Genomic DNA, 21,887 nt, shown 5'->3' with positions numbered 1-21,887 from the left:
TAAGTGAATTTATCGAGCCGGGGCCGGGCGCGCATCCGCACCCGAACGCGGGACGCCTTCCCCCGCACAGGGTGTGCGGGGGAAGGCGTCTCACGTCACGTCATGGGGTGTCACCACGCGTTCAGCGTGTTCAGGATCTGGCCGCGGGCCTTCCACAGCTCGTCGGACCAGTAGCCCCACGCATGGGTGCCGTTGGCCGGGAAGCTGTAGGTCGCGGGGATCTTCAGCGTGGCGAGCTTGAGCTGGAAGGCGCGGGTGTTGGCCAGCGACAGGGCTTCCAGACCCATTGCGTTCGCAGCGTTGTAGTAGTCGATCGCCTTCTTGGGGTTGTCGTACTTACCCGGAAGGCCGCTCGCGGCCGAGATGTACATCGACAGGCCCTCGAGCTTGGGCGCGAAGACGAACGGGTCGTTGCGCAGCCAGTTCGGGCTCCACGGCGGACCCCACATGGAATCGACGTTGAAGCGACCGGCGTCGAGCATCGCGATGCGGATCGCCTCACGCATGCCGGGCGCCGAGATGTGCAGGTAGCCGGAGAGCGATCCGGCGAACTTGAACTGATCGCGGTGGTACGCAGCGAGAGTCAGGGCCGCCGAGCCGCCCATCGACAGTCCGAGGACTCCGTTGTTGGTACGCGAGACGCCACGGGTCTCGAGGTAGGCGGGAAGTTCCTTGGTCAGGAACGTCTCCCACTTGTAGGTGATCTTCTGACCGTTGAAGTTACTGGGCGCGTACCAGTCCGTGTAGAAGCTCGACTGGCCGCCGACCGGCATCACGAGAGTGAGGTTGTCGAGACGGTACTGGTCGAGCGCGTTGGTCTCGAAGGTCCACGCGTTGGCGTCCTCGCGTGCCCGCAGTCCGTCGAGCAGGTAGAGGGCGGCGTCGCCGCCCCGTGCGGCCCACTGGATCTGGACCTTGATCGGCCCCATGCTCGAGTCGACGAAGACTTCCTCGTAGCCACCGGCCGGGGCACGGTGCACGACGGGCGCGGCCGACGCGACGGCGGTGCCGGCAATTCCGGCGACCACCGGCAGGACCAGCGCTGCGGCGGACACGCCGAGCAAGCGCTGCTTGAGGCGCCGAGTAAGCCTCTGTCGATCAAAACGCATGGATACTGCTCTCTCTTCGTCTTCGTCCGCGGCACCGCTCCAGGAGGGTGCCGACCCGATTCCGTCGGGGAAGCAGGGCCGCATCACCCCGGAGGGAGATAACGATCCTGTTTCAGGTCACACTGCGCTCGGAGGACTTTATGTCACGCGGTGCACATAGACAAATGCCCTCGAAACGACAACGGAGGCATCCGATGCCGACGTCTCGTCACTGGATGATCATCGACACCGCCGACGTCTGCGTTACACAAAAGAGACATATTCGCAGGTCCGACAGGCAGTCGACGCCGGTCAGGACTGCGGAACCTCGAGGCCGCACCGCTGGATCTCGTAGACCGGAACCCGGTCGATCCGATAGTCGGCGAACTCGAACGACCGGCGTAGGTTTTGCTTGAATCGCGCCCAGGTCAGCTCCGACCGGTACGACGCGAGCAGGTCCTGCGTCTCCGGGCAGGTCAGCGCCACACGAGCATCCGCCACCCAGCGCTCGTCCATGAACGGCGGAATCCACGGATGCAGGCCGACCATGCCGGCGTCGGCGACGATCCAGTCGGGTGCCAGGTCCTTGTCGTGACCGATGCGCCCGTCCTCGATCCGATCGGTGTGCGCGGCAATCGGGTTCGCCAGCCCGATGTTGTCGAGGACTCGCACGTCCAGCGAGGTGTTCATCGCGGCCATGCCCAGCATCGGGAAGAAGACGGTGTGCGGGGCGCCGCCCTCCGGCGGGATGCCCGGCGGCGGAACCACGTACATGAAGTCGTGGTTGCCGGCGGAGATGACGACGCCGCCGTCCGGGCTGGCGGCGATCGACTCGGCGATGGCCCGCACCCTCGGGAAGTCGAGGTAGTCCTCGGCCCGGATGGGATGCTCGTGACCGGTTTCGAGGGAGTAGAACGCCCGCTCGTCGACGATTCCGTTCCGGCCGACGACGGTGCCGTTCGGCATGCCGTCCGAGTTCGCCGCCCACAGCGCCCATCCGACGACGCCCACCCATGTAGCCAGGGAGACGACACTTGCGATCGTCGCGCGGCGGTCCCCCCGGTCGCGGCGGCTCGGGAACCGCACCGGCACGACGGCGACGGGCAGCAGCAGGCAGAACAGCGCGGGCAGCAGCGTGCGGCCGTGCATGAAGTCGCCACCGACGCGAATCGAGTACGCCGCCGACACGATCCCGCTGCCGAGCATGAAGGCCACTGCGGCGGAGGGGCTGCGGAGCCAGGCCCGGAACCGGCGCACGCGCGAGGAGTCGGCGCCGGCGGGCGGCCCGGCCGGCGCGGGACGGCGCAGCAGCCAGAGGACCAGCCCGGCGACGCAGAGGAGGAGGATCGGGACCCACAGCTTGTAGGGGTCGACCAGATTCTGCAGGTAGTCGAAGCCCTTGCCCCACTTGGAGCCGCCGGCTTCCTTCGTCACCGCAGTGTTCGGGTAGGGCAGCCCGTAGTAGCCCATGCGGAAGATCTGATACGCCACCGGCACCGCGCCGGCGACCGCGATCACGGCAACCCGGAGCCGCCAGTCGATCCCGGTGGCCAGCAGCACCATCAGGAGCGCGGCGGCACCGAGCAGCGCCATCTCCGGTCGGACCAGCGGAGCGAGCCCGGCGACGAAGGCCAGGACGAGGATCGACGGCGTCGACGGCACGGACGCCTGCGCCCACCGCGTCAGCAGCAGCGACAGCAGCGCGATCCAGAAGATGACCAGGCAGGTTTCGAGCCCGGAGGTCGCGAAGTCCCGTGCCGGGACCAGCGCGATGTAGACCAGCGCACCGGCCGGCAGCAGCACGGTGGTGCCGGAGATCCTGTCCGCGTAGAGACGTTTCGCCGTCACCATCGCCAGCACGATCGCGGCGGTGGAGAGCACGAGCGCGATACCGAGCACCACGTACTCGAGCCGAGCCTGGGTGACCCATCCGACCGCGTAGACGACGTACGTCCACAGCGTGCTGGTGTTGGCCTCCACCCGCTCGCCCGCGTTGAACACGGGGCCGTTGCCGGCCAGCAGATTGCGGACCGTGCGGAGCACGATCAGCCCGTCGTCGGCGATCCACCGGCGCTGCCACGCCCCCCACGCGAAGAGGAGAGCCGTCAGCGCGACGCCGCCGACGAAGACCGCACGCGAGATCCGCTCCCCCAGGGGGCGCGACTCGGTGTCGGTCTCGTCGGCGGCAGAAGTCGGCTCAGACGAGGTAGACAGCGACACCTACTACTCCGATCCAGGCAATCGCGAGGAACTGGAGCACCCGGTCACCCAGTGCAATCTCTTCCGGTTCGCCCGCCTCGCCACCGTCGACGTCCACCGCGTACCGGAGGATCGCGATCGTGAAGGGCACCATCGAGATGGCGAACCAGTTGGTGTCGTTGGCGCGATCCTGCTCGAACGCCCACAGGCCGTAGCAGATCACGACCGCGGTCGCGGACAGCGTCCACACGAACCGCAGGTAGGTGCCGGTGTAGTACTCGAGCGACTTGCGGATCTTCGCACCGGTGCGCTCCGCGAGCTGCAGCTCGGCGTACCGCTTGCCGGCCGCCATGAACAGCGAGCCGAACGCCATGATCAGCAGGAACCACTGCGACAGCGGGATCTCCGCGGCGACACCGCCGGCGATCGCGCGCAGCAGGAAGCCGGACGAGACGATGCAGATGTCGAGCACGGCCTGGTGCTTCAGCCCGAAGCAGTACGCCAGCTGGATCGCGATGTACACGGCCATGACGACGGCCAGCTGCCAGTTCGCGACGAACGACAGCAGGATCGAGCCGGCGAGCAGCACGGCCGCCATCGCGTAGGCCATGTTGACCGGCAGCACACCGGCCGCGATGGGCCGGAAGCGCTTGGTCGGGTGGGCGCGGTCGGCCTCGACGTCCATCGCGTCGTTGACGAGATAGATGCCGGACGCGGCCATGCAGAACACGACGAACGCGAGTGCGACCGGAAGCAGCACGTCGGCTTCGGTAACGGACCCGGCCGCGAGCGGTGCGGCGAGGACGAGCACGTTCTTGACCCACTGACGCGGGCGGACGGCTTTGACGATGCCGCCGGCCAGGGTCTTCGGGGGCCCGGTGACGACGGCAGGCTCCTCGCTCATTTCACTCCAAACTTCTGCTCGGCCCGCAGCACGGCGGCGGCGGACACGGCGCCGAGTGCCGACCCCGCAAGCACGTCGGTCGGATAGTGCACTCCGAGGACGAGGCGTGAGAGCAGCATCGGCGGGACCAGTACCGCAGGCAAGGGTAGCCCGGTGAGCCGGCCGAGCAGCACCGCCGCCGCCGTCGTGGAGGTCGCGTGTGACGACGGGAAGCTGAGCTTGCTCGGCGTCGACACGTTGACCTGGACGGACGGGTCGTTCGGGCGCGGACGTCGCACGACACGCTTGATGACGATCGACGCGGCGTGGGCGCCGACGGCACCCACCGCGACACCGGCCCAGCGGCGGCGACGCGGCTTGTCCAGCGCGGCACCGATACCGGCGACGGCGACCCAGCCGAGGGCGTGCTCACCGAAGTGCGACATGCCCCGGGCCGCCTTGACGACCGCGGGCTGGGCGCCGATGGTGCCCTGGACGGTCTGCAGGATCCGGACCTCAGATGCCGAAGACACGTTCCCACCTTTCCTTGCTGGTCAGGTCCGGCGCTGCGGCACGGTACTCACGGGCGAGCTCCGGGAACCGCTCCGCGAGTTCCCGGCGCAGGCGCAGCGCCTCCTTGAACAAGCGCGCGGCAACCTTGGGATCCCGCTTGCGGTAGACGACGCCACGACCGTCGGCGGTGGTGACGGTGACACCGTCGACCTGCGACAGCAGGTACCAGCGGGCGTCGAGCGTCGGGACGTTGAGCTGGGGCTGCTCGAGGTGGCGCGGGTCGACCGCCTTGGCGCCGTGGACCAGCCCCTTGCCGAGACGGACGATCTTCGCGAGCGCACCCTTGGGTTCGCCGACGGCACCCACTCCGGCACCGGAGGGCAGCGGCAGGCTCGTCGAGGACGGGAGGACGACGGCGTCCGGGTACTGCTTGCGCAGCGCGTGGACGTTGCCCAGCGCGGTGGGCAGCAGGTCGGCGACGTGCTCGGGCCCGGCGAGGAAGTCCTGGATCGCGAGGTTCTGGATCGCGACCGTCGAGTACTCGAGGCACACCAGGTGCTTGACGGTGGCCTTGACCGTGTGCCGGACCAGGCCGGTGATGTTGTCCGGCATGTGCAGCGCGGCGACGACGAGGCGGTTCCGGAGGTGGAAGTACGCCTGCCAGTCGATGGCGTCGTCCTTGTCGCTCCACGCCATGTGCCAGATCGCGATGCCGGGCACGGTGGCCGTGGGGTAGCCGGCGCGATGGGCACGCAGCGCGTACTCCCAGTCGTCCCACTTGATGAAGAGCGGCATCGGGAGCCCGATCTCCTCCGCGCACACGCGGGGGATCATGCACATCCACCAGCCGTTGCCGTCGACGTCGATGCGCCGGTGCAGGTTCTTCGAGTTCTCGCGGTCGCTGAGCGGGTACTGCGAGAAGTCGTGGTCGTACTCGGCGTTCGGCGCTCCGGCCCACATCGTGACGGAGCGGTCGATGACCTCGCCCATCGTGTGCAGGTGGCTGCGCTCCTGCAGGTTGAGCATCTGACCACCGACGAGCATCGGGTTCTTCGCGAACCGCGACATCGCGAGTGCGCGCAGGATCGAGTCCGGCTCGATCTCGATGTCGTCGTCCATGAACAGGATGTACGGGCTGTCGGTCGTCTTCAGCGCCTCGTACATGATGCGGCTGTAGCCACCGGAACCGCCGAGGTTGCCCTGGTCGTGGATGGCGAGGCGGTCCCCGAGGATCGCGGCGGCCTCGGCGAAGCCGGGTTCGTCGCGCACCTTGCGGGTGCCCTGGTCCGGCATGATGACGGCGTCGATCACGTCGAGCACGAGCGGATCGGACGCGAGCGCGGCGAGCGCCTTGACGGCGTCGGTGGGGCGGTTGAACGTGGGGATACCGACGGCGACGCGACCCTCGCCGGGCGCGTCGCCCGGCGCGTACCAACCGGCGCTACGCAGTTCCACCTCGGTGTCGGTGGTGATGTCGAACCAGATCCAGCCACCGTCCTCGAACGGCCCCAGATCCACCGTGAACTCGAGGGTGCCCTCGCGGAACTCCTTGCCCTCCACGTGGATCCGCGATCCGTCCGCCTTGGAGCGGTAGACGTCGACGCGGCAGTGCCCGGTCAGCTCCAGTCGCAGGAGGACGGACTCGAGGACCGTCCACCGGCGCCAGTAGCTGGCCGGGAAGGCGTTGAAGTAGCTGCAGAACGACACCTCGGACTCGGCGCCGATCGACAGCGACGTACGCGACGTCGCGTGCGCCCGCCGGGCGTTGGTCGTCGACTCCTCGGCGTACAGACTGCGGACGTCGAGGGGCTCACCGGGCCGAGGCAGCAGGACCCGCTGGAGCAGCGCACTCACGCGAGCTCTCCGGCCAGGGGTGCGCCGGACTCGAGGTGCGGGCGCAGCGTGTTGTCGAACATCGACAGCGCGCTCGCGATCGCCATGTGCATGTCGAGGTACTGGTAGGTGCCCAGGCGACCGCCGAACAGCACCTTCGACTCCGCGGCCTCGGCCTTGGCACGCACCCGGTAGGCCTCGAGCTTGGCCCGGTCCTCGGGGGTGTTGATCGGGTAGTACGGCTCGTCGCCGTTCTCCGCGAACCGGGAGAACTCGCGCATGATGACCGTCTTGTCGCCGGGGTAGTCCCGCTCCGGGTGGAAGTGACGGAACTCGTGGATGCGCGTGAACGGCACGTCGGCGTCGTTGTAGTTCATGACCGGGGTGCCCTGGAAATCTCCGGTGGGCAGGACCTCGGTCTCGAAGTCGAGGGTGCGCCAGCCCAGCTCGCCGTCGGCGTAGTCGAAGTAGCGGTCCAGCGGGCCGGTGTACACGACGGGCGCGTCGGGGCTCGCGGCACGGAGGTCATCGCGGACGTCGAACCAGTCCGTGTTCACCCGGACCTCGATCTTGTCGTCCTTCGCCATGTTCTCGAGCCACGCGGTGTAGCCCTCGACGGGCAGGCCCTCGTAGGTGTCGTTGAAGTAGCGGTTGTCGAACGTGTACCGCACCGGCAGGCGGGTGATGTTCCCGGCGGGCAGGTTCTTGGGGTCGGTCTGCCACTGCTTGGCGGTGTAGTCGCGGACGAACGCCTCGTACAGGGGGCGACCGATCAGCGAGATCGCCTTCTCCTCGAGGTTGGACGCGTCCTTGGTGTCGATCTCGGCAGACTGCTCGGCGATGAGCGCCCGCGCCTCGTTCGGCGAGAAGTACCGGCCGAAGAACTGCGAGACCAGGCCCAGACCCATCGGGAACTGGTAGGCCTGGCCCTTGTGCATCGCGAAGACGCGGTGCTGGTAGCTGGTGAAGTCGGTGAACTGGTTCACGTAGTCCCACACCCGCTTGTTCGACGTGTGGAACAGGTGGGCGCCGTACTTGTGGATCTCGATGCCGGTCTCGGGCTCCGCCTCGGAGTAGGCGTTGCCGCCGAGGTGGTGCCGGCGCTCGACGACGAGCACTCGCTTACCGAGCTGAGTCGCGGCCCTTTCGGCGATCGTCAGTCCGAAGAATCCGGATCCGACGATGATGAGGTCGTACTGACCTGCGGACGGCTGGGGCGCGTTTTGGGCAGTCACGGAAAACAGGGTAGGCGACAGCGACCGGGACGCGCCTTTCCGGTGGCGTGAACCACCGGAAAGGCGCACCCGGAACCGCTACAGGTTCAGCGCGAAGGCCAGCATCGCGTCCCGGACGAACTCGGCGGTGCCCGGCCCGTGCCGGTCGTAGTTCCGGGCGAACCGCGGATCGGACACGTACATCTCCCCCAGGCCCGCGAAGGCGTCGGCCGTGGGTCGACGGCCCTGCCAGCCTGCCGCGACCCACGCGTAGTGCCGTCGGGTGATCTCCTGCACCTCGGGCGAGTCGGGGGCGAGTCCGGCGGCGTGCGCGCGCCCGAAGGCTGCGGCGATGTCCAGTTGGTCCTGCTGGAAGCCGGTCCTGTCGGCATCGGACAGCGACCGCCACCAGCCGTCACCGCGGTCGTAGGCCTCCCGCCCCCACCGCTCGACCACTTCCTCCTCGTACTGCGTGTGGTCGAATCCGTCGAACATCTCCTCGGCCATCAGTGGCTCACCTCTCCTCGTCTTGTCCAGCGTGGTGCGTACCGACGCGATGCGACGCCGCAGCCGCTCCTGCTCCTGCTCGAGCAGGTCGAGGTGCGTCGCGAGCGCCGACCCCGGGTCCGTGTCGCCGGCCAGCACCTCGGCGATCGCCGTCAGCCCCAGCCCCAGCTCGCGGAGCAGCAGGATCCGCTGCAGCCGCACGAGCGCCGCCTGGTCGTAGTGGCGATAGCCGCCGGTCCCGATCCGACTGGGGGCGAGCAGGCCGATGCTGTCGTAGTGCCGCAGCGTCCGACTCGTGGTCCCGGTGATCCGCGCGAGCTGCTGGATCGACCACTCTCCGGTCCGGTTCACGTCGCCTCCTCGATGCGTCGGTACACCCAGCCTGCAGGTTGACGCTGCGTCAAGGTCAAGGGGAATTCACGCGAAACGAGAAAAGGGCAGGACCACCGCACGGTGCGGTGGTCCTGCCCGATCCCGAGTTGTGTCGGATCTACCCGGCGACGACGTCCGTTTCCGCCGCCACCGGCTGCAGCACGACGTTCGAGTCGACGACCTGCGTGCCGAGCGTCGGTGTCCACAAGATGGTGCCGCCGGTGTAGGTCCGGAACTTGCCGGACTCGTCGGCCAGCATCAGCTCGGGGCCGGTCGGCTCACCGAGCGCTCCGGCCGGTCCGCCCAGTTCCCGATACTTGGCGTCGATCGGCGACTCCTCCGCCACTGCGGCGGTTTCCTCCGCGGGAGCGGCGATCGGCTCGGCGATCGCGTCACCCGCGGCAGCAGCGAACGGGAGGGGTGCGGCCGAGCCCGGCGGCAGGGGCGGCAGCGGAGGAAGCGGCGGCAACTGCGGCAGGAGCGACTCCACCGACCCCGGGGTGATCTCGGGCAGCGGCGGCAACTCCGGCAGCGGCAGCGACTCGAGCGAGCCCGGCGGGAGCGGCAGACCCGGGATGGGTCCGGGGGTACCGGGGCCGGGGGCGCCCACGGTGAACCAGTCCGACTTGAGGCCGAGCTTCCAGCGGGCCTCGTCGCCCGACCCCTCCACCGTGCGCGACGTCCCGACGACCTTGACGCGGGTCACGCGGCCGCCGTCGGCGCCGAGGTTGTTACGGCCGATGACGTCGAAGGAGATAAGTTCGCCGACGCCGTACGCGTTCGCGATGGCTCCGGCGGTGACGGTCTGCTGCCAGTTGCGGTTCGGAGACACCGCGTCGCCCTCGTCGATCACGGCCGGGAAGACGCCACCGGCGGTGAAACCGCCCGACGACGACGAGAACTCGGCCGCCATGATCTGGTTGCCACGCTTGATGACGGTGCCCGACGTGGAGCCGACGGCGTCGTTGGTCCGCCAGTCCTCGTTCGACGATCCGCGGTACACCTGGCAGGACTGGGTGTCGCAGGTCTGCGCGTAGCCGTAGCGGCGCTCGGCCGCGGAGTACGAACGGGCCGCGATCGCCTGCGCCCGCAGCGCCTCCCGGCCGCCGGAATCGGCCCACGACGGGATCGACTCGGCGGGAACGACACTGCGGAGATAGTCCTCCATCAGCACGCGGTTCACGGTCCGCCAGGCACCGTTGCCGTCGCGGGTGGCGTTCATCGCGCCGCGATACGGGACGTTGCCGTCGCACAGGCGCAGGTGTTCCTTGGCCGGACGGTTCGCGCCGAGGTTCACCGGGTCGACCCAGGGATGGCTGGTGGAGCCGCGCCAGATCTCGCGGCCGGTGCACCCGTCGGTGACGGTGACATCGGCGCCACCGGCCGTCGGGACGAGATGCGCGGCCGAGTTCGGTCCGAAGTAGAGGCCGGCGACGTTGAGACCGGTCTCCGAGTAGACGTCGAGCCGCTTGTCGTCGCGGCCGATGAGACGCACCGCGACCCACGGATCGGCGACCTGACCGAGCTGGGTGTTGCCGTAGTAGTGCCCGACGATGCGCTCCGCGGTCCACCCGAAGTTCTTCGCGTAGCCGTAGGCGCCGTACTGACTCATGCCGCGGCCGTGCCCGTAGCCGTGCCCGTACAGATTGATAGGAGTGCCGGCCGCGACGACGTTGGCGATCTCCGAGTCCGGGCCGCGATCGACGACGGCCAGCCCGATCGCGGCGCCCGCGGCGAGGGCCGGCACCAGGCCGAGGGCGGCGAGCCTGGCCAGGGAGCGCGACGGGCGTCCGCCGATGCGTCGACGACGCAGGACACGATCTGCGGAAATGCGAAGGCGGGGGGTCGCCATAGGCTCGCTCCTCATCACTGGGGTCTGGGGGCCGTGCGGGCCTGTGCAGAGTCCGGAGCGGGCAATGGAACGGGAGCGAAGCGGCCCCGACCAGCACAGTCACCCAAAGGCTCAAGCTAAGGTTGAGCGTTAAGGATGTTGCGACTAGTGTGGCAACTGTGACTGCTGTTGGCAACATCCGCCACTGAAGTAACTTCAGTCACACCGGTAACATCTGCATCACAAGTTGCAGACATCCTCGGATGGGCTGTGGACTTCCTCCCAAGGGAGCCCTCAGGATTCAGTCCGATACCGAACCGCCCGGAATCGGCCGGCCGAGAGGTCGCTCGCAGCGCACGAAGACACCCCGCGCATTACCACGAGGAGATTCGCCTTGCCGCACCGTCGACCGAAGAACTCGATAGTCCTGGCCGCAGTCGCAGCAGTCGCCGTTGCCACCCCCTTCGCCGTTCAGGCACTGAACAGCGAGCCTTCGGACGTCCTGTCGGCAAGCGATTCGGCACCGTCGATCGAGACGCAGATCGCGGAGGTCGTGCTCGCGTCGGTTCCGGACATCGTCATCCCCCTGAAGGAACTGACGGGCCTGGACCTGCCCGACATCCGCCTCGGTGACCTTCCGCTCCCGCACGAGATCCCTCTCCCGGGCGGAGGAACGCTGACGCTTCCGTCGCTCACGCCGCTGGCGCCGTCGGTGACGCCGTCGACGGCCCCGAGCGACATCTCCGATCCCGTTCCGGCGCCGTCCGCCCCGGGCGAAGTCTCCCCGGAGACCCTCGGCGCGACGGTCAAGGAGGTCACGCAGGACACCCCGTTCTCGATGGTCGGCGTCACGGCCGCGAACCTCGAGTCGTCGGTGACCCAGCTGCGCGCGAAGCTCGCGGACGGCTCGTGGGGCGAGTGGATCACGCCGGATCTCGTCGACGGCAGCATCAGCGGTAAGCAGGGCACCGAGCCGGTCTTCGTCGGCGACACGAACGCCGTGCAGATCCTGGTGACGCCCAAGGAAGGAACGGCCGGCGCTGCAGGCACGGACTCCGCACCGGCCCCCACGGACCCCACGGACCCGGCCCACCGCGCTCCGGAGGCTCCTGAGACTCCGGGGGCTCCGGCCACCGAAACGCCTGCTCCCCAGTCGGATTCCGAAGCCACCCAGCCGCTCGGCTACACCCCCGCGGCCGTGTCGAAGCCGCTGCGGGACGCAGCCCTGACCGCCAACGACATCGCGGCGGTACTCATCAATCCCGGTAGCGGACCGCAGGACGCGAACCTCGACGACATCGCCACGCCGACATCGGTGAACGGCATCAACATCATCTCCCGTAAGGCGTGGGGCGCGAACGAGGGCATCCGCTGCCAGGGCGCGGTCTACGACGACTCCACCGGTGGCGCGACGGTGCACCACACGGCCGAGACCAACAACTACACGCGCGAGCAGTCGGCGGGCATCGTGCGCGGCATCTACGCCTACCACGCGCAGTCGCTCGGCTGGTGCGACATCGGCTACAACGTGCTGGTCGACCGCTTCGGCCAGATCTTCGAGGGTCGCTTCGGCGGACTCGACCGCCCCGTCCAGGGCGCGCACGCCGGTGGCTTCAACGAGAACACCGTCGGTATCGCCATGATGGGCAACTTCGTGAACGAGCCGGCGCCGGCGGCCACGATCGAGTCGGTGGGCAAGTACCTGGGCTGGCGCCTCAAGCTCGCGAACCTGAACCCCAAGGGTCAGGTCACCATGTACTCCGAGGGCACGCAGTACTCGAAGTACGCGCTGGGCCAGCGGGTCGTCCTGCCGACGATCTTCGCCCACCGCGACGTCGGTTACACCGAGTGCCCGGGTAGTGCCGCTTACGCCCAGATGGACCAGATTCGGAACATCGCCGCGGCGAACTACGGCGGCAGCACCGGTGGTGGCGGCGGCAACACGCCGCCGACCAACCCCAGCAACGGCGGCGGCAACAACGGTGGCGCCAACCCGGCCGGGTCGCTCGACCTGAATGCGCAGATCCCGGCGGTGGTGAACGGCATCCTGTCGATCGCCGACTCCAACCCGATCGCCCGCCAGTGGCTCGCGATGGGCGGCAACCGCAGCATGGTGGGTGACGCGATCACCGGCCTGCTGACCACGGCGACCGGCCAGGTGTACGCGTTCTTCCAGAACGGCGGCATCTTCACCTCGCCCCTCGGTGGAGTGGTCACGACGATCGGCAAGATCTTCGAGCAGTGGACCGCGGCCGGCGGCGTGATGGGTGACATCGGCCTCCCGATCAGCGACGAGTACGCGGTGGACGGCGGCAAGCGCTCCGACTTCGAGCGCGGTTCGATGATCTTCGACGAGGCCACCGGCCAGGTCACCACGATCATGAACGACGCGGCCGCTCCGGCTGCGGCCCCCGCTCCGGCTCCGGCGGACGCGGTGTCCGAGGCTCCGGTCGCGATCAACTGACCGTTCGACGAAAAGGCCTGCCCTCCACGGTTTCGTGGAGGGCAGGCCTTTTCTGTGTCTTGTCGGAGCCGAAGCTCAGTTCTTCCAAAGCCTCTCGAGCACGAGCGCGACGCCGTCGGCCGAGTTGGTGGCGGTGACCTCGTCGGCCGCCGCCTTCGCCTCGGGGTGGGCGTTCTCGACCGCGACGCCGTGACCAGCCATCGTCAGCATCGGGATGTCGTTGGGCATGTCGCCGAACGCGACGATCCGGTCGTGGGCCACGTCGAGATGCTGTGCCATCAGTTTCAGCCCCGACGCCTTGGTCACCCCCGGCGCCGACACCTCGATGAGGCCGTTGTTCGTCGAGTAGGTGAGGTCGGCCCGCTCCCCCACCAGCGGGCGAAGCTTGGCGGCCATGTCGGCGCTGCTCGCCCCGGGCAGGCGGATGAGCATCTTGACGGCGGGCGCGGACAGCAGGTCCTCGGGCGCCATCTCGGTGTGCTCGGGGTTGAGCCAGGCGTGTTCGTAGCCGGGAGCGCTGACGAACTGGGCGGTCGCGGTGTCGTGTGCGGTGGCACCGATGCGCTCGGCCGCGAGTCCGGCTCCCGGAAGCTCGTAGTCGACGAGGTCGGCCAGCCACGCGAGGGTCTCCACCGACAGGGTCGACGCTCTGATCACCCGGTCCGCGTCGGCGTCGTAGAGCACCGCGCCGTTCGCGCACACCGCGAGCGGCGCGAACCCCAGTCCGTCGACGACCGGGGCGAGCCAACGCGGCGGCCGTCCGGTGGCGAGGACGAAGGGCGTTCCGGACTCGACGACGGTCTGCACGGCCGCCCGGGTCCGGGCGGTCACGCGTTCGGCGTCGTCGATCAGGGTGCCGTCGACATCGCTGGCGACGAGGCTGGGCAGTTCGGTGGACACCGGGCCATTCTGCCCCTTTGGGACGACAAACGGCCTCTCCATAGCCACCGGTGAGCGCTATTTCACCGGTGGGCCGCCCGATCTAGGCTCCGCCGGTCTCCCTGGCGCGCCGGGCCGCGGCCTTGGCCTCGGCCTCCTCGGCGTCCATTCGGTTCGCTTCCTCGAGCGTCGGGGCGCCGCCGCCGAGCCGGGCGGGCACCCAGTATTCGCCGGCCGGGTGCTCGTAGTTCGCCTGCACGCCGCGGAGCAGTTCCTCCATGCGGGTGTGCAGCAGCGCCGTCATCTCCGACGCCGGCTCGAACGGCGGGATCGGCTCACCGACGGCGATCGAGATGGGGGTGTTGGTCCGGCCCAGACGCTTCGGGAACCCCTTGGTCCACACCCGCTGCGAGCCCCAGATCACCATCGGCACGATGGGGGTGCCGGACTCGAGCGCCATCCGCGCCGCCCCCGACTTGAACTCCTTGAGTTCGAAGCTGCGGCTGATCGTCGCCTCCGGGAAGACGCCGACGAGTTCGCCGTCGCGCAACGCCTGCACGGCCACGCGGTACGAGTCGGCGCCGGCCGCCCGGTCGACGGGAATGTGCTTCATGGCCCGCATCATCGGGCCGGAGATCTTGTTGACGAAGACCTCGTTCTTCGCCATGAAGCGGATGTACCGCTTGACGGCGCGGGCCGGCAGCCCCGCATACGTGAAGTCCATGTAGCCGGTGTGGTTGATCGCGATCACCGCCCCCTTGGACGCGGGGACGTGCTCCGCGCCGGTGACGGTGAATTTCAGCCCCTGGCCTGCGAACACTGCGCGGGCGACGCCGATGATCGTTCGGTAGAAGGGTTCCACAGTGTGCAGCGTAGTCGGCGCGGAGTGGCCGGGGACACTTCGCGTCCCCGGCCACTACGACGTCAGGAGATCAGGACCCGAACATCGGGGTGCCGCCACCGAGCGACCCGGCGCTGCCGGTGCCGTCCGCGTTCGTGACCTGCACGGGCTGCGGTACCGAGGACGACCCGGTAACGCCCGGACCGCCGGAGTACACGGCCACGATCTGGTGCGCGCCCGGTGTAGTGAACGTGTGGGTCACCGACGCCTGGCCTCCGACCAGAACGAGGGGCGTCCCGACCACGGTGTTGCCGTCGTAGAACTGCACCGTGCCGGGCAGGGTCGCCGCCCCGGCCACCTGGACCGAGAGTTGCACGGGCTGGCCCGTCGTCGCAGTCCCGGGGACAGTGAGCGTAGTCGTCGTGGGGACATCGCTCGGGGCCGGCTCGGTCACGGCCACGGCGCGCACCGGCGAGGTGGAACCGACGAAGCCGTTGCCCGCAGTGAACACCGCCACGATGTTGTGCGTGCCCGCCGTCGTGAAGGTGTGCTGCAGATTCGCGGCGCCCCCGGAGACCTGGATCGGGGTGCCGATGTCGGCACCGTTGTCACGGAACTGCACCGAGCCGGTCGCGTTGGCGGGCGTCACATTCGCCGTGAGCAACACCGACGTGCCGGTCTTGGCATCGGTCGGCACGGTCAGCGACGTCGACGTCTGGGCGTCGGGCGCGGTCACCGAGACGGTCTGGGCCGGCGCGTTCGACGTGGCGTACGTCGAGGTGGAACCGGTGAAGGTCGCGGAGATGCTTCGCGAGCCCGTCGCCTGGAAGGTGTGTTGCATCGAAGCGACTCCACCCGAAACCTGAACCGGCGAGCCGATGTTCGTGCCGTTCTCCTGGAACTGCACCGTGCCGGGCGCGTTCGCAGGCGTCACGTTCGCAGACAGAGTCACCGGCGCCCCGGTGATCGCGCTCGACGGCGCCGACACGGTGGTGGTCGTGGCCAGCGGATCGACCGAAACAGCCAGTCCCGCCATGGGATTGAACGACTGATATGTCGCGAACGAGTAGATGTCGAAACTCATCCCGGCGCTGCGCTGGCCCGGCTGGGCATTGTCGGGCACCTTGTACGTGAATGTCAGGGTCGGGTGCATGTCGCCGTTCCCGAGGCCGGGAATCAGTCCCAGCGCAAGGAAGGCGTCTGTCCACTTCACGGTCACCGCACCGGTAGTCGGATTCTGTACGGCCGCACCGTCGAACACCGACGGATTGTTCAGGTTCGCTCCGGCGCCCCGCCAGACGTTGCCGGCCACGCTCTGCAACTGGTACCCAGCCGGGGGATGGTCGGTCAGGTTGTTCAGGTAGCGGTCGACCCCGCCGTTCGTCTTGAACGTGATGGTGGACGTCACCGTCTCGCCGGGATGCGCGACCGCTGGGCTCACCGTCTTGGTCGCAACGATGTTGCTGGTGGTGATCGTCTGCGAGACCGGTGCGGCCGTTGCACTTCCGACGCCCCACAGAATCTGCCCGGCAGCGACCACGCTCGCGGCCATGGCCCCCGCAACGACTGTGGACACCAGTCGTCGGGTGATGGATCGGGTCACAAGCACTCCTCTCGTCGCAGGAGAGTGCAGCCCCGGGGGTTGACGCATGCCGGAACCGCGCTCAGGAGAACACGTTTGCCGAACTCGGCCGACGCTCTCCCGACTGCGAACGCCCGCCGCGCCTCACCCCAACTGCCCCGACGAGTGATGTGCGCTCACACTGTATCGACGCGAGTCCGGACGAGGAGGGAAAACAGTTCGATCCGGCACAACACGCACGAGACCCCCGACCTGATGGGTCGGGGGTCTCGTTGACTAGCAGCTCGGGCCGTCGTCGATCAGGATCCGGATCCCGAACGGCCCACTCCACTCAGGGAACCGAAGAGGTTGCCGAGCGAGCCCAGACTGCCGGTGCCGCCACCGTCTCCGCCGCCGTCGTCGGCCGGGGCCACCTGGACCGTCTGCGCCGGCGAGATCGACGCCTTCGCGCCCTGGCCGCCGGAGTAGCGCGCGGTGATCACGTGCGCGCCGGTCGTGGTGAAGGTGTGCTGGGCCGTCGCGACGCCGTCGACGAGGTCGACGTTGCCGCTGATCGGGGTGTCACCGTCGAAGAACTGCACGGTGCCGGGCAGGTTGGTGCCACCGGAAACGTTCGCCGACAGCGTCACCTGCTGCCCGACGGTCGCCGCCCCGGGGACGGTGGCTGCGGTCGTCGTCACGACGTCCTCCGGGGTCGGGGTCGACACCTGGACGGTCTGTGTCGTTGCCGTCGCATTCGTGAAGCCCGGCGCACCGGTGAACGCTGCACCGACGGTGTGCGGTCCCGCGGCGGTGAAGGGGTGCGGCAGTGTCGCCACACCGTTCGAGACCGTGACGGGGCCACTGACGTTGGTGCCGTCGACAGTGAACTGCACCGTGCCGGACGCATTCGCGGGCGCCACCGTCGCGGTGAAGGTGACCTCGGATCCGGTCTGCGCGTCCGACGGCGCCGACAGCGTCAGCGACGTCTGCACCACAGGAGCGTTGACCGTCACCGTCTGCGCCGACGACGTCGATGCCTTGAAGCCGGTGCTACCGGCGAACACCGCGGTGATGCTGTGGCTGCCGGCCGCCGAGAATGTCGTCTGCGTCGTCGCCGTGCCGTTCGTGACGGTCACCGGGCCACCGATGTTGGTGGCGCCGTCCTTGAACTGCACCGTGCCCGCAGCGTTGGCCGGATTCAGGTTCGCCGTGAGCGTGACCTGCTGGCCGGTCTCCGCGGTCGACGGAGCGGTGAGCGTGGTCGTGGTCGCCACGTCGACGACCGCGGGCTCGGTCACCATGACCGACTTGGCCGTCGCCGTCGAGCCCAAGAAGCCCGGGCCGCCGGTGAACACGGCGTTGATGCTGTGGTTACCGGAGGTCGCGAACGAATGCTGGACGGAAGCAATTCCGTTCGTCACGGTGGCCGGGCCGCCGATCGGCGTCTGGCCGTCCAGGAACTGGACGGTGCCGGACGCGTTTGCCGGGGTGAGTGTCGCGCTGAGCGTCGTGGTCGTTCCCTTCACCACCTGCGCCGGCACTCCCAGCGTGGTGGTGGTCTGGGCGTCCGGGACCACAGGGTTGGTCACGTTGACGGTCTGCGCCGTCGCCGAGGAGTTCGAGAAGCCCGCGTTGCCCGTGAACACCGCCGTGACGCTGTGGCTGCCGGCCGCGGTGAACGAGTGCGGCAGGGTGGCGACACCATTGGTCACCTGAGCCGCGGAGCCGATGTTGTTGCCATTGTCCTTGAACTGGACGGTGCCGGACGCGTTCGTCGGGTCGAGGTTCGCGGTGAGGGTGACCTGCTGATTCGTTTCCGCGGTCGGCGGAACGGTCAGCGTCGTGGCGGTCGCCTGATCGGGGACGCTGACAGTCACCGTCTGGGTCGCGGCGCTCGAGGTCGTGAACCCGGGGGCACCGGAGAACACGGCCGTGATGCCGTGCTGTCCTGCGGACGAGAAGGTGTGCGGCAGTTGCGCGGCGCCGTTCGAGACCGGCACCGGCGCACCGAGATCCGTCCCGTTGTCCTTGAACTGCACGGTGCCGCCACCGGGATTCGGTGCGACGGAGGCCGACAGGGTCACTTCGGTACCGGTCTGCGCGGTCTGCGGGACGGTCAGGGTTGTCGTGGTCGCCTGGTCGGGGACGTTGACGTTGACCGTCTGCGCGGGAGCCGACGAGCTCACGAAGCCGGCGCCGCTGAAGTCCGCGGTGATGCTGTGGCTACCGGCGGTGGTGAAGGTGTGCTGCAACGTGGCGGCACCGTTCGACACCGACTGCGGCGAACCGATGTTCACACCGTTGTCCTTGAACTGCACCGTTCCGGAGGCGTTCGTGGGATCGAGGTTCGCGGTGAGCGTGACCTGCTGATCCGTTTCCGCGGTCGGCGGAACGGTCAGTGTCGTCGTGGTCGCCTGATCAGGGACGCTGACCGACACGGTCTTCGGCGCAGCCGACGAGTTCACGAAGCCCGCGCCGATGAACTCTGCTGTGATGCTGCGATTTCCGGCTGCCGTGAACGTGTGCTGCATCGTCGCCGCACCGTTCGACACCGCCACCGGCGAACCGATGTTCGCACCGTTGTCCTTGAACTGCACCGTCCCTGAAGCATTCGACGGAGTCACGTTCGCCGACAACGTCACCGCGGTACCCGTCAAAGCCGTCGACGGCGCCGACACCGTCATCGATGTCGGGACTACCACCGACACCGACTGCGACGCCGAATCCGACGGGTTCGCCTTCGCGGTGGCCAGATACTTCGCCTGCAGCGAATGCGAACCCTGCGTTGTAGACGTCCACGCGAACGTCGCGATACCGGAAGCATTCAGGGTTCCCGAGCCCAGCTTCGTGACCCCGTCGTAGAAGTCGACCGGATCACCCTGCGTGCCACCGGTCACCGTCGCGCTCAAGGTCACCGACTGGCCCGTCATCACCGGACTCGACACCGCCGCCAGCGTGGTCGTCGTGACGTTCTTCGAGACCGTGATCGCCGGACCCTTGTCGTTGTACTCACCAGAACCGAGCGACCCGCTGTAATGCATCGCCGTCATCAACGCCACATCACGGGCACAATCCGCCCCGACCCGATATGAGAATTCGAACGTACGCGTATTCGGATTCGCTATCCCACGCACCGGCCACTCGATCGAACTTCCCTCTACACGAGCGAAATCAGCCCCCTTGCTCTCGAGACCACGCGACGAGCCGTCCACCTTCGCCGAACCCTCGACATACGTCAGGCACGTCGGATGCAGGTCCTTGACGGCATAGATGTACTCCACGACAGCACCGCTACTCCGCTGGAAAGCAGTCTTCGACGTGATGATGTCCCCCTCTTTGGGATTCACGTCGCTGATCGTCCGAGTGAACTTGCTACTACCGTCAGACCAACTCACTGATTGCGCCGCCGCACCGGCCGAACCCACCCCCACCGTCACCACAAAACCCGCAGCAATCGCGGTGGCAGCTCCCGCCGCCACAATTGTCCGCGTTCTCGATCGGGCCATTTCGCTTTCTCCTTCTCCAGAGCACTCTTCGGCCCATCGGATTTCGAAATCCCGACCGTTCGAGTGATCGCCTCGGGTGACACCTCCCACGCCGGCCCGACCCCGGGCGCGGAAGCTTCGAACTTGTTGAACGACTATGTGATCGCCTGTCGATACGGGTCCCGCCCCTGCGGCCGGGACCCGTATCGGAGGTCAGGAACCGAACCCGCTCAGCGAGCCGAGCGAGCCCGTGCCGCCCCCGTCACCTCCGCCGGAGGCGGCCACCTGGACGGTCTGCGGGGCCGACGTGGACGCCTGAGACCCTGCGCCACCGGAGTAGACCGCCGTGATCTCGTGCGGACCTGCCGTGGCGAAGGTGTGCGGGAGGACCGCCACACCGTTCTCCAACTGGACACCGGTCCCGAGGGGCGTCGACCCGTCGTAGAACTGGACCGTGCCGGTCAGCGACCCGTTGCCGGTGACCCGGGCCGACAGATTGGCCTGCTGCCCGACCGTGGCGGTGCCCGGAACGGTCAGTGCCGTCGACGTCACCACGTCGCCGGGCGCCGGGTCCGACACCTGAACCGACTGTGCCGACGAGGTGGAACTGGCGAACCCTGGACCGGCGGTGAAGACCGCGGTGATCGAATGCGATCCGGAGGCCTGGAATGTGTACAGCAGGGCAGCAGTACCGTTCACCACGTCGACCGGCGATCCGATCGGGTCACTGCCGTCCTTGAACTGCACGGTCCCGGAGGCGTTGGCGGGAGTAACCGTGGCGCTCAGCGCCACCGCCGCCCCCGTCTGGGCGGTCGCCGGGGCCGTCAGCGCCGTGGTGGTCTGGACGTCGGGAACCTGCGGGTCGGTCGCGATCACCTGCTTCGCGGTCGCGGTCGATCCGAGGAATCCCGGGTCACCGGTGAACACGGCGGAGATGGAGTGGTTGCCCGCGGTAGTGAAGGTGTGGCTGAGTTGCGCCTTGCCGGCCGACACGGTGACCAACGAGCCGATGTCGGTGCCGCCATCCTTGAACTGCACCTTTCCGGAGGCATTGGCCGGCGTGAGATTGGCCGTCAACGTCACCGCGGTTCCGGTTTCGACGGTCGAGGGCATCTGCATTGCGAGTGTCGTCGGCACGGCAGGAGCGCTGACTGCCACAGGCTGTGGCGCCGACGTCGCTTCCGCGAAGCCGGAACCGGACGTGAAGGTTCCCGTGATGTTGTGATTGCCGGCCGTCGTGAACGTGTACTGCATCGACGCCGCGCCGTTCGACACCGGCTGCGGCGAACCAATGTTCGTACCGTTGTCCTTGAACTGCACCGTGCCCGACGCGCTCGACGGCGTCACGTTGGCGGTCAGTGTGACTGCGGTGCCCGTCAGCGCCGTGGACGGCGCCGACACCGTCATCGACGTCGGAACCACCACCGACACCGACTGCTGCGTCGACTCCGACGGATTCGCCTTCGCGGTGCCCAGATACTTCACCTGCAACGGGTGCGCGCCCGGCGACGTGGACGTCCACGCGTACGTCGCCACTCCGGACGCATTCAACGTTGCCGAACCCAGCTTCGTGGCGCCGTCGTAGAAGTCGACCGAATCACCCTGCGCGCCACCGGTTACCGTGGCGCTCAACGTTGCCGACTGACCCGCCGTCACCGGACCCGACACCGCCGCCAGCGTTGTGGTCGTGACGTTCTTGTTGACCGTGATCGCCGGACCCTGGTCCGAGTACGTTCCCGAACCCAACGACCCGCTGTAGTGCATCGTCGTCATCAGCGCCACGTCCCGGGCACAGTCCGCACCGACCCGATACGAGAATTCGAACGTGCGCGTATTCGGATTCGCGATCCCACGCACAGGCCACTCGATCGAGCTTCCCTCGACACGAGCGAAATCAGCCCCCTTGCTCTCGAGGCCACGCGGCGAGCCGTCCACCTTCGCCGAACCCTCGACGTACGTCAGGCACGTCGGATGCAGATCCTTGACGGCATAGATGTACTCCACGACAGCGCCGCTACTGCGCTGAAACGCAGTCTTCGACGTGATGACGTCCCCCTCTTTGGGATTCACGTCGCTGATCGTCCGAGTGAACTTGCTACTACCGTCAGACCAATTCACCGACTGCTCTGCAGCACCCGCCGAACCCACACCCACCGTCACCAAAAAACCCACAGCAACCGCACTGGCAGCACCCACCGCCAGCCAGCAAATTCT

14 protein-coding genes are annotated in these 21,887 nt (G+C 68.1%); 1 reads left to right on the top strand and 13 read right to left on the bottom strand.

Going from position 1 to position 21,887, the window contains the following annotated elements; translation table 11 throughout:
* Positions 1-110: 110 nt before the first annotated feature.
* The 8 genes from LCL87_RS24645 to LCL87_RS24610 form a co-directional block, all read right to left on the bottom strand.
* On the bottom strand, positions 111-1,109 hold the full coding sequence (locus LCL87_RS24645) for an alpha/beta hydrolase (RefSeq protein ID WP_225024085.1): 999 nt from the start codon (positions 1,107-1,109) through the stop codon (positions 111-113).
* Between the two features lie 291 nt (positions 1,110-1,400).
* Positions 1,401-3,308 carry an arabinofuranosyltransferase AftB family protein gene (locus LCL87_RS24640; RefSeq protein WP_510850856.1) on the bottom strand — a complete coding sequence of 636 codons (1,908 nt, stop codon included), beginning with the start codon at positions 3,306-3,308 and terminating at the stop codon, positions 1,401-1,403.
* A complete protein-coding gene (locus LCL87_RS24635; RefSeq protein ID WP_225024084.1) occupies positions 3,286-4,191 on the bottom strand; it encodes a decaprenyl-phosphate phosphoribosyltransferase in 906 nt (301 codons plus the stop codon). Before LCL87_RS24635 ends, LCL87_RS24640 begins: the two co-directional genes overlap by 23 nt.
* The gene (locus LCL87_RS24630) at positions 4,188-4,703 is read right to left on the bottom strand and encodes a phosphatase PAP2 family protein (RefSeq protein WP_225024083.1); all 516 of its coding nucleotides are present in this window, start codon (positions 4,701-4,703) and stop codon (positions 4,188-4,190) included. Before LCL87_RS24630 ends, LCL87_RS24635 begins: the two co-directional genes overlap by 4 nt.
* Complete coding sequence (locus LCL87_RS24625) at positions 4,687-6,537, bottom strand: glycosyltransferase (RefSeq protein ID WP_225024082.1); 1,851 nt, start codon at positions 6,535-6,537, stop codon at positions 4,687-4,689. The genes LCL87_RS24630 and LCL87_RS24625 overlap by 17 nt, the downstream gene beginning before the upstream one ends.
* Positions 6,534-7,751, bottom strand: a complete 1,218-nt coding sequence (gene glf / locus LCL87_RS24620; protein WP_225024081.1) for a UDP-galactopyranose mutase — start codon at positions 7,749-7,751, stop codon at positions 6,534-6,536. Before glf ends, LCL87_RS24625 begins: the two co-directional genes overlap by 4 nt.
* A 78-nt stretch (positions 7,752-7,829) precedes the next feature.
* On the bottom strand, positions 7,830-8,588 hold the full coding sequence (locus tag LCL87_RS24615) for a MerR family transcriptional regulator (RefSeq protein ID WP_225024080.1): 759 nt from the start codon (positions 8,586-8,588) through the stop codon (positions 7,830-7,832).
* Positions 8,589-8,727: 139 nt separating this feature from the next.
* A complete protein-coding gene (locus LCL87_RS24610) occupies positions 8,728-10,461 on the bottom strand; it encodes a SpoIID/LytB domain-containing protein (protein WP_225024079.1) in 1,734 nt (577 codons plus the stop codon).
* A 373-nt stretch (positions 10,462-10,834) separates the two neighbouring features.
* Between LCL87_RS24610 and LCL87_RS24605 the strand changes: the two genes are divergently transcribed.
* Complete coding sequence (locus LCL87_RS24605) at positions 10,835-12,904, top strand: N-acetylmuramoyl-L-alanine amidase (RefSeq protein ID WP_225024078.1); 2,070 nt, start codon at positions 10,835-10,837, stop codon at positions 12,902-12,904.
* Positions 12,905-12,979: 75 nt separating this feature from the next.
* On the opposite strand, the gene LCL87_RS24600 is transcribed toward LCL87_RS24605, so the two are convergent.
* The 5 genes from LCL87_RS24600 to LCL87_RS24580 all read right to left on the bottom strand — a co-directional run bounded on the left by LCL87_RS24600 (position 12,980) and on the right by LCL87_RS24580 (position 21,743).
* A complete protein-coding gene (locus tag LCL87_RS24600; protein WP_225024077.1) occupies positions 12,980-13,804 on the bottom strand; it encodes an HAD family hydrolase in 825 nt (274 codons plus the stop codon).
* Positions 13,805-13,886: 82 nt separating this feature from the next.
* Positions 13,887-14,645 (bottom strand): lysophospholipid acyltransferase family protein, encoded by a 759-nt coding sequence (locus tag LCL87_RS24595; RefSeq protein WP_225024076.1) that lies wholly within the window; start codon positions 14,643-14,645, stop codon positions 13,887-13,889.
* A gap of 70 nt (positions 14,646-14,715) precedes the next feature.
* Positions 14,716-16,227, bottom strand: coding sequence for an Ig-like domain-containing protein (locus tag LCL87_RS24590; RefSeq protein WP_225024075.1), 1,512 nt, complete (start codon positions 16,225-16,227; stop codon positions 14,716-14,718).
* Between the two features lie 278 nt (positions 16,228-16,505).
* The gene (locus LCL87_RS24585; RefSeq protein ID WP_225024074.1) at positions 16,506-19,238 is read right to left on the bottom strand and encodes an Ig-like domain-containing protein; all 2,733 of its coding nucleotides are present in this window, start codon (positions 19,236-19,238) and stop codon (positions 16,506-16,508) included.
* A 648-nt stretch (positions 19,239-19,886) separates the two neighbouring features.
* Positions 19,887-21,743, bottom strand: a complete 1,857-nt coding sequence (locus tag LCL87_RS24580; RefSeq protein ID WP_225024073.1) for an Ig-like domain-containing protein — start codon at positions 21,741-21,743, stop codon at positions 19,887-19,889.
* Positions 21,744-21,887 lie beyond the last annotated feature (144 nt).

Source organism: Prescottella equi (genome assembly GCF_020171745.1).
Classification (GTDB): Bacteria; Actinomycetota; Actinomycetes; order Mycobacteriales; family Mycobacteriaceae; genus Prescottella; species Prescottella equi_A.
This window is presented reverse-complemented; position numbering and strand designations above follow the sequence as displayed.

Bases quoted from the DNA above. Each gene is read 5' to 3' on its own strand.
- LCL87_RS24585 (WP_225024074.1), bottom strand. From the start codon at position 19,238: ATGACGGCGATGCATTACAGCGGGTCGCTCGGTTCTGGTGAGTACAAC.
- LCL87_RS24610 (WP_225024079.1), bottom strand. From the start codon at position 10,461: ATGGCGACCCCCCGCCTTCGCATTTCCGCAGATCGTGTCCTGCGTCGT.
- LCL87_RS24635 (WP_225024084.1), bottom strand. From the start codon at position 4,191: ATGAGCGAGGAGCCTGCCGTCGTCACCGGGCCCCCGAAGACCCTGGCC.
- LCL87_RS24645 (WP_225024085.1), bottom strand. From the start codon at position 1,109: ATGCGTTTTGATCGACAGAGGCTTACTCGGCGCCTCAAGCAGCGCTTG.